Origin of the sequence: Shewanella sp. 10N.286.51.B7, from assembly GCF_002873615.1 — a bacterium.
Classification (GTDB): Bacteria; Pseudomonadota; Gammaproteobacteria; order Enterobacterales; family Shewanellaceae; genus Shewanella; species Shewanella electrodiphila.
On sequence record NZ_MCUF01000061.1, the window covers coordinates 67,878 to 77,841 of the forward strand.

At 43.5% G+C, this 9,964-nt stretch carries 4 protein-coding genes; 3 read left to right on the plus strand and 1 reads right to left on the minus strand.

Annotated elements, in window-relative coordinates:
• Positions 1-159 precede the first annotated feature (159 nt).
• Positions 160-4,392: a formate dehydrogenase subunit alpha gene (gene fdhF, locus BCU84_RS16945; protein WP_102529255.1), complete on the minus strand. Its 4,233-nt coding sequence runs from the start codon at positions 4,390-4,392 to the stop codon at positions 160-162.
• 453 nt (positions 4,393-4,845) lie between these two features.
• Here fdhF and BCU84_RS16950 point away from each other — a divergent pair, with 453 nt between their 5' ends.
• The 3 genes from BCU84_RS16950 to lysS all read left to right on the plus strand — a co-directional run bounded on the left by BCU84_RS16950 (position 4,846) and on the right by lysS (position 9,497).
• Entirely contained in the window at positions 4,846-6,510 is a 1,665-nt protein-coding gene (locus BCU84_RS16950) for a methyl-accepting chemotaxis protein (RefSeq protein ID WP_102529256.1), read from the plus strand.
• A 373-nt stretch (positions 6,511-6,883) separates the two neighbouring features.
• Positions 6,884-7,982, plus strand: a protein-coding gene (gene prfB, locus BCU84_RS16955) for a peptide chain release factor 2 (RefSeq protein ID WP_198589602.1) whose coding sequence is annotated in 2 segments (ribosomal slippage) — positions 6,884-6,958 and positions 6,960-7,982 — 1,098 coding nt in all. Because the reading frame shifts where the segments join, the coding sequence is not laid out codon by codon here.
• A gap of 12 nt (positions 7,983-7,994) precedes the next feature.
• Positions 7,995-9,497: a lysine--tRNA ligase gene (gene lysS / locus BCU84_RS16960; RefSeq protein WP_102435746.1), complete on the plus strand. Its 1,503-nt coding sequence runs from the start codon at positions 7,995-7,997 to the stop codon at positions 9,495-9,497.
• Positions 9,498-9,964 lie beyond the last annotated feature (467 nt).

Sequence of the window (9,964 nt, forward strand, 5' to 3'; positions counted from 1 at the left end):
GGTTTACCTCTAGGCGCCCGATGTTAAAAAGCTGGCGATTAAAGCTTGATAAAGTGAAGCTGTGGTCGCCAGTAAAATGTGGCTACCACAGCTTTTAAAGTCCTTTTAACTTCAAATCACTATTTATTTCCAAGTGCTACCGTTTTGTCACCTGAAAGCTTATACCGCTCGTGCAACTTGAGGTTGAGCTAACTCAGCTTTAACTGCACACACTTTAAACTCTGGGATTTTAGCTACAGGGTCAATCGCATTAATAGTGAGCTTGTTCGCTGCGGCTTCAGCAAAGTGGAACGGCAAAAATAGCACCCCAGCTTGAGCACGCTTAGTCACGAACGCTGCAATTTCCAACTCGCCACGTCGAGTCGACAGTTTTAACATATCGCCATTACTGACGCCCAATTGCTCAGCATCAAACACCGACATCATCACTCTTGGCGTGCCTAATATATCTAACCCTTGGGTTTTACGACTCAAAGTGCCTGTGTGGAACTGCTCCAATAAGCGCCCAGTAGATAACACTAATGGGTATTCATCACAGGTGGTTTCAGCAGGACTGCGGTGGGTGACTGCCGTAAACAAGCCTTTACCTTTAATAGGCGCAGTTTGATGTAATACTCTGGTGCCAGGGTGTTGCTGATTGGCACACGGCCACTGAATACCTTTGCTTGGTTTGCCTTGGTCATCATTATTGAGTCTGTCCCATGTGATCCCTTGATACTGCGGGGTCACTTGGTTTATCTCGTCAGTGATGGCTTGCTCGTTAGCGTAATCCCAATTAGCGCCCATTTTATTGGCAATAGCATGGATGATTTTCCAATCTTGCTTGGCAAGACCTGGTGGAGTTAATACAGGTTGTAAGCGTTGTACTCGGCGCTCAGTATTAGTGAAGTGGCCTAGTTTTTCAGCAAATGATGCTGCTGGTAAAACAATATCCGCTAACTGGGCAGTTTCGGTTAAGAAAATATCTTGCACCACTAAGAATGGGATTTTCTCTAAGGCTTCGAGTACGTGTGCTTGGTCGGGATCGCTAAGCACTGGGTTTTCACCCATCACATATAACGCATCCACTTGATCGTGACTGATCGCATGCATCACCTCAGTAGCCGTTAAACCGACATTAGGCGAAAGAGTCGTGTTCCAGTGTTGTTCAAATTTAGCTTGTACCGCTGGGTTATCCACTTTTTGATAGCCAGTGTAATATTGTGGCAACGCCCCCATATCACAAGCGCCTTGCACATTGCTTTGACCACGAAGTGGGTTAATACCAGCACCCGCTTTACCAATATTGCCACAGAGCATTTGCAAGTTAGCAATGGCAGTAACATTGTCATGGCCTGAAGTATGCTGGGTTATCCCCATGGCATAGTAAATAGCAGTTTTCTCTGCCGTACCGATTAATTTGGCCATTTTGGCAATGTTATCAGCGCTGATGCCACAGACTTTGGCTGCAGTTTCTAAGGTATATTCAGGGCGCATCACAGTATCGATAACAGCCTCAAAACCTTCTGTGTGCTGTGCAATATATGCTTTGTCATGCCAGTCGTTGCGAATGATCTCAGCCATAATCGCGTTGATTAAGGCCACATCACTGCCAGGCTTTTGCGCCACATAAAGCTCGGCTTCATCGGCAATCGACACGCGTTTAGGATCGGCGACCATTAAACGTGCACCGTGATGGCGGATCGCTTGTTTGATCTTCGAGGCAATAATCGGGTGAGCATTACAGGTGTCTGAACCCAAAATAAAGATTAAATCAGATTCTTTGATCCCAGGAATATCGCCTGTCATCGCGCCGCTACCTAGACTTTGTTGCAGCGCCGATACTGTGCTGGCGTGACATAAACGCGCACAATGATCGACGTTGTTAGTCCCTAATATGCTACGAACAAATTTTTGCAGTAAATAATTATCTTCATTAGTGGCTTTTGCAGAGGCTAAGGTGGCAATGGCATCGCCGCCTTTGTTGGCTTTTATTTGGGTTAACTTATCTGCAATCGTGTCGATGGCTTCATCCCAACTGCAAGGAATTAACTCACCATTTTTACGCATAAGCGGCGTGGTTAAGCGTTGTTCACTTTGAATAAAGTCATAGCCAAAACGACCTTTAACACACAGCATCCCCTCATTCACATCTGAATCATTGCTGCCTTCAACGTGGCAAATTTTGCCTGTTGTTGGCGACACACTGACATTAATGCGACAACCCACACCGCAATAAGTACAAATGGTTGAAGTGGTGTTTAACTCTTCAGTTGAGCCTTGGCGTTTATCGCGGGCATCAACTAATGCACCTGTTGGACAAACTTGCACGCAGTTGCCACATTGAACACAATCACTGTCGGCCATGGTGACGTTAAAGCCAACTCTTGGCGCTTGGCGTTCAGTATCGTGACTGTTTGGTAAAGCTTGGAAGCTGTCTTGTTCAAACTTTATCGCATTATGACCGCTCTGCTGACCACAGATATCAACACACTTGCCGCAGCTAATACAGCGGTTGGCATCAAACTGAATAAACGGACTGGTTTTATCCACTGAAAATTGCTGCATCTTGTTGGTGTCGAGTGCTTTAGCATCAACATGATATTCAGTGGCATAGTCACGCAGCTTACAATCGGTATTGGCCTGACAAGCACACTCAAGACAACGAGCCGCTTCTTTCATCGCCTCAGTGTGCTCAAAGCCTTGTTCAACTTCATTGAAGTTAAGTTGGCGTTCGATAGCAGTGAGTTCAGCCATTTTATAGCGCGGTTCTGCTTGCGTATTTGGGTATAATTCAGCGCTTAAAGAATTGGTTTTTGCGGCTTTAGTCGCATTAAACTGCTGTGGAGTTAATTCACAACTTAAACCTTGGTGCAGCAACTTATCAATAGCAATCGCGGCCTTACGGCCATCACCAATTGCAGCAACAGCTGTGGCTGGGCCAGTGCGTGAGTCACCAATAACAAATAACTTTTCAACCCCCGCAGACATGGTGTGCTCACAACCAATAAAGGTATTCCAGCGGCTTAAAGCGATTTCGCCACTGGTTAGATAGCTGTCAGGGTGTTCTAAAAAGCTCATGTCTGGTGTTTGTGACACAGCTGCGATAACAGTATCAAACGCTTCAATAAAGGTTTCGCCACTGGCTTTTGGCGAGCGACGTCCTGAGCTGTCTGGCTCGCCTAATACCATTGTTGCAAGCTCTATCGCGTTAACTTGACCATTTTCATCGCTGATGTTTTTAACTGGGTTGGTCAAAAAGTGAAATTTAACCCCTTCAACTTCAGCTTCATGTACTTCATAGGGCTCTGCAGGCATAGCATCGCGAGTACGGCGATAGATTAAGGTGACATCATGGCCTGCTCGCACTGCGGTGCGCGCGCAATCAATCGCGGTATTACCGCCACCAATTACGGCAACTTTTTTACCCACGGCATAACTTTTATCAGTGCAGTAATCACGTAAATAATCAACGCCTAAATAACAGCCTTTGAGTTGGCTACCTGGGTAATTCATCGGTACCGCTTTTTGCGCGCCAATAGCTAAACAAACCGCATCAAAATCGTCAGTTAATTGCTTTAAGTGAACATCTTCGCCGAGGCGAGTATTAGTTTGAATGTTAAGGCCATTATCAGTCAGTAAGGCAATTTCTTTATCGAGTATATCTTTTGGTAAACGATACTCAGGAATGCCATAACGTAGCCAGCCGCCAGCCTGGGGCATAGACTCAATAATACTGACGTTATGGCCTTGGTTTGCTAAAAAGTAACCCGCACTTAAGCCCGCTGGGCCACTACCGATAATGGCTACTTTTTTGCCTGTATCGGGTTTGCGCTCAATTTGGTAGCTGTGTTCATCAGCTAAATCTAAGTCAGCTGCATGGCGTTTTAATTGGCGAATCGCCACGGGCTCATCGACTAATCCACGGCGACATTCAGCTTCACAAAAAGCAGGGCACACACGGCCAATAGATAACGGCAGTGGCAAGGTTTGTTTAATTACTTTTACCGCTTCGGTGTGATTACCTTGAGCGATATGAAATAGATAACTTTGAATATCAACGCCGGCAGGACAGGCTTGCTGACAGGGTGCTTCACAGTCAGCAAAATGATCAGACAAAATATGGGTTAACGCATTGCGTCGTAGCTCGCTTAATTCAGACGTTTGGGTAGTGACTTGCATGTTTTCGGCAACGAGGGTTTTACAGGCTTTTACTTTACGACAGCTACCGTCATTATTTTTAATGTCGACCACACAAAGATCGCAATCTTGTTTATCAGGATTAGGGGCTGAACTTGCTTGGCTTGGGTCGCATAAGCTAGGAATGATAATGCCAGCATCATGTGCAGCTTGGAGAAGATTCCTGTCACGATTAACCGACAAAGATTTGCCGTCTATTTTGAGTGTAATCATCTTGTAGGCCTTGTTTAATTTATCATTGGCTTTATTAGCCTTTTATTAGTACTACAAAATATACTGATTTAGTTCTGAACAGAATGAACCGAGATGGATGGAGTTTATTTTTGTAATTGGCTTCACATTCAAGTTTGTTATGTGCGCTAAAGCGATTAATAGAAATATCGTCGCTGACTTTGATCTCATTTTTGCCAAAACTTATAACTACAACGAATTATGAAGCGCTTTTAATCTTAAGTGGGCAGGTATAAATAGCAGATGAATTATCGGCTGAAATTATTTAAAGCGGTATGGGGATATTCTTATTAGAGGTTCATAAATAAGGTATTTCTAATCTGTATCACGTTCGAGATATATTTGTGATCAATTTATCTTTATTGTTGAATTTTTGTAACTTAATTCAATGTGACATATATACTTCAAAGGTTATCACTTTTAAAGGTAAGTTATATGTTGCGGTTATCTCTTCGAAATAAGCTTCTTGCGCTTTCTCTTATTCCATTAATTGTTATTCTCACCGTTGTGTTAGTGCTGTTTTATATTAGCGAACAGCAGTCTCTTAATAATGACATTAAAGATTTTCGACATGAGTTAGTGTTAGAACGCAAAAATCAGCTCAAAGAAGCTGTTGAAATAGCTCAAGGCGTTGTTGAGTACCAAATTAATTTAGGCCCACAAGGTAATGTGAATCAAGCTTTGAGAGATTTGCGCTTTGGTAGTGCGGGTTACTTTTTTATCTATGATGATGCAGGGGTCAATATTTTTCACCCGATGCAGCCACAGCTAGAAGGGCAGAATAAAATTGATATGGCCGACCCCAATGGCACTAAAATCATTGTTGGTTTGCTTAATGCTGCTAAATCGGGTGAAGGTAATTTTTCTTACTATTATCAAAAGCCAAATACCCAAGGGTTAACTGAAAAACTCGGTTATGCAGTAATGATCCCGAATACCAATTGGATGTTAGGTTCGGGCGCTTATATTGATGATATTGAAGGTGTGATAGAAAAATTTCAGGTATTACAACAAGAAGAGATGAACAAGAGTGTGATGTTCTTTTTGTTGATTACCTCAATATTAGGCGTGATAACCGCATCAGCCCTGGTGGTGATTGCACATCGAATGGTACAACCGATCCAAAATATGGCTAACTCACTGAATGACATTGCCAGCGGTGACGGGGATTTAACTCAACGTTTAGCGATCAATGGCCATGACGAAATTGCGCAATTGGGCATCGCATTTAATTTGTTTGTCGAAAAACTCCAAGCGATTATTACTGAAGTATCCGGCGCCACTGATGAAGTCAAAGGTGCGGCTAAAACTATTAACGATCAAACTGTGACGATTTCAAATCAGTTGTATAGCCATAACAGCGAAGTCGATCAAATCGTTACAGCGATTACTGAAATGTCAGCTACGGCAAATGACGTGGCGCAAAACACCAACAGTGTGGCTGAGGCAACAGATGTCGCATCTGACTTTGTCCTTAAAGCACAAGATTGTGTCGATATTTCATTAAATGAAGTCTCGCTGTTAATGAAGCAAATAGATGGCGCTGCAGAGAATATTAGTTCGCTGAGTGAGCAGTCTAAAAAAATTAATTCAGTGCTGACAGTTATTGGCGGCATTGCTGAGCAAACCAATTTACTGGCATTAAATGCAGCCATTGAAGCTGCAAGGGCAGGCGAGCAAGGTCGCGGCTTTGCAGTAGTTGCTGATGAGGTGCGTAGCTTAGCTAGTCGAACCCAAGCCAGTACCGTTGAGATTAATGAAATGCTATCTGAACTGCATAAGTTAGTCGGTCAAGCGGTTGATGCGATGGAGCAAAGCCAGAAAAGTGGTATACGTTCGGTGGATTCATCGAAAGCGATATCTGAAAGTTTAGGTGCTGTGACCTCATCGGTGACCAGTATTAACGACATGAGTACTCAGATTGCTACGGCCGCAACCGAGCAAAGCTCAGTGACTGAAGAAATTAATCGTAATATCACCTCGGTACAAGAGATCGTCAATGAGTTGCTATCATCGAGTCAGCAAGCAGCTGAGGTGAGTACTTCTGTGGCAAGTTCTGGTGATTATTTATCGACGTTAGTAAGTCAATTTAAGGTCTAAAAAAGGCTTAATGACAGGCTTAATGACAAGGTTATTATTAGGGCTAACTTAAACGTTAATTTAATCCCGCTCCATTAAGACGACTCACAATGTTGAGTCGTCTTTTTTGTGTCAGTAAATATCTACTATTGAGCGACTTTTAGAAGGTGATAAGCGTAAAGGCTAGGTTTCTTGTTAACCGATACTTACACAGTTGCTTATACCTCTACTTATAGCTGTCCTTATACTCGTATCTAAACCGATAGTTAGCACAGACCAATAAAGTGATAAAAAGTCACTAAAACGAGGGTGCTTGCCCCTAGGTTTAGCGCTTGCTATAGGTTAGAATACTCGGTTTGCAGCAATCTAAATTTCCATTAAAGTAGAAATAATCATGTTTGAAGTAAACCCAGTTAAATTCAAAATCAAGGAACTCGCTGACCGCACCGAACTTCTTCGGGGGTATCTTTGACTACGCTGCTAAGCAAGAGCGTTTAGAAGAAGTCACAAGAGAGCTTGAAAGTGCCGAAGTATGGAACGATCCAGATAACGCCCAAGCCTTAGGTAAAGAACGTTCATCATTAGAAGCCGTTGTTAAAACCATCGATGATATGGACAGTGGTCTTGAAGATATTGAAGGACTGGTTGAGCTTGCCGTCGAAGAAGACGATGAAGAAACCTTTAATGATGCCAGCACTGAATTAGAAGATCTTGAGAAGCGTTTAGAGGAACTTGAGTTCCGTCGTATGTTCTCAGGCCCTCATGATGCAGCAAACTGTTATTTAGATATCCAATCAGGTTCTGGCGGCACCGAAGCGCAGGACTGGGCTAACATGATCCTACGTATGTATTTACGTTGGGGTGAAGCCCATGATTACAAACCTGAACTAATGGAAGTTACCGATGGTGATGTTGCCGGTATTAAAGGCGCAACCATCAAGTTTAATGGCGAATATGCTTTTGGTTCACTGCGCACAGAAACCGGTGTTCACCGTTTAGTGCGTAAGTCACCATTTGACTCGTCAGGTAAGCGTCATACTTCATTTTGCTCAGTGTTTGTGTATCCAGAAATTGATGATTCAATCGAGATTGATATCAATCCATCGGATTTACGTGTCGATACCTACCGCGCATCGGGTGCGGGTGGACAGCACGTCAACAAAACCGAATCTGCAATTCGTATTACCCATTTACCGACGAACACCGTCGTGCAGTGTCAAAATGACCGTTCGCAACATAAGAACCGTGACGCTGCAATGAAACAATTAAAAGCTAAACTGTTTGAGCTAGAAATGCTCAAACAAAATGCTGATAAGCAAGCCGCGGAAGATGCCAAATCAGATATTGGTTGGGGCAGCCAAATCCGCTCATACGTACTTGATGATGCCCGTATTAAAGATTTACGTACTGGTGTTGAAAACCGAAATACCCAAAGCGTCTTAGATGGCGACTTGGACAAGTTTATTGAAGCTAGCCTTAAATCTGGCCTTTAACGAGAGAAGAAGATGACTGAACAAACTCAAGACGAAAACAAGTTAATTGCAGAGCGCCGCGCGAAGTTAGATCACATCCGCGAAAACTGCCCAGCAAATGGTCACCCAAATAACTTCGATCGAAAACACAAGGCTGCCGATATTCAAGCTGAATATGGTCACTTCACTAAAGAAGAGCTTGAAGGCATGGACGTTAACCGTTCAATTGCTGGGCGTATTATGGCTAAACGTGGCCCATTCTTGGTAATCCAAGATGTATCTGGTCGCATTCAAGCCTACGCGGGTAAAGATGTTCAAAAAGATCTTAAAGCCACATTCCAAGGTTTAGACATTGGTGACATCATCGGTGTGACCGGTAAGTTACACCTTTCTGGTAAAGGCGATTTATATGTGAACATGGAGCAGTACCAATTGCTCACTAAAGCATTGCGTCCACTGCCTGAAAAGTTCCACGGTTTATCAGACCAAGAAACGCGTTACCGTCAACGTTACGTTGACTTAATCGTTAACGAAGAGTCACGTAATGCATTTATTATGCGTTCTAAAGTGGTTTCAGCTATCCGTAACTTCATGATCAAAAAAGAGTTCATGGAAGTTGAAACCCCAATGATGCACAGCATTCCTGGTGGCGCTAGCGCGCGTCCTTTTGAAACGCACCACAATGCACTTGATATGGCGATGTACTTGCGTATCGCACCAGAGCTATACCTTAAGCGTCTAGTGGTTGGTGGTTTTGAGCGAGTATTTGAAGTTAACCGTAACTTCCGTAACGAAGGCTTATCGCCTCGTCATAACCCAGAATTCACTATGATGGAATTCTATATGGCGTACGCTGATTACAAAGATCTAATGGATCTTACTGAAGAAATGCTAAGTTCGATCGCTACTGAGCTTTGTGGTTCTACCAAGCTACCATACGGTGAGCATACTGTTGATTTTGGTGGCCCATATGCACGTTTAAGCATGTTAGACGCTATCAAAAAATACAACCCTGACAACGCAACCATTCAGTCTATGACTTACGAAGAAGTTAAAGACGTTGAGTTCATGCGTGACTTGGCTAAGAGCCTTGGCATGACAATCGAGAAGTTCTGGACTTGTGGTCAACTACTTGAAGAAATCTTTGGTGAAACCGCTGAGCCTCAGTTAATGCAACCTACGTTCATTACTGGTTACCCAGCTGACATTTCACCACTTGCACGTCGTAACGACGACAACCATTTCATCACCGACCGTTTCGAGTTCTTCATTGGCGGCCGTGAAGTGGCTAACGGTTTCTCTGAGCTTAACGATGCACAAGATCAAGACAATCGCTTTAAAGCACAAGTTGATGCTAAAGATGCCGGTGACGATGAAGCGATGTTCTACGATGCCGATTATATTCGCGCACTAGAGCACGGTTTACCACCAACTGCAGGTCAAGGTATTGGTATCGATCGTTTAGTGATGTTATTCACTAACACGCACACCATCCGTGACGTGATCTTGTTCCCAGCGATGCGCCCACAAGGGTAATTGTTGGTTAAGCCGTTGGCTTAACAATCACGATTAAAAAACCAGCCTACTTGAAAAAGTGGCTGGTTTTTTTGTGGGTGACTTTGCTAGGTTTTATCAATAAAAGTCATTTTATTAGGTTAGTTAATAAGTAGATCAAAGTCGTGGCGCTTCGCCCACACCAGACGAAAGGGAAACAACAGCATTTCCCTTTTCGATATCCCTTGCCGCTCCGACGAAGTGTTGATCCTCATGCTAAATGAGCGAATTAGCTACCGCCTCAGATTCGCCATCCCTGGCTCAACTGAGGCTATGTCGGCGTCCTGCCTCCATCACGCAAATTAGCTCAACGCATTCGGACACTTCCAACGGAGATTATTATGCCTGCAGGTTCATCTGTAGATTCCAAGATGTTGATTGATCCCTTGCTAAAACATTTTATATGCTTTTGGTCTTCTATGAATGTTCAATTTGAATTGAGGTAAGCA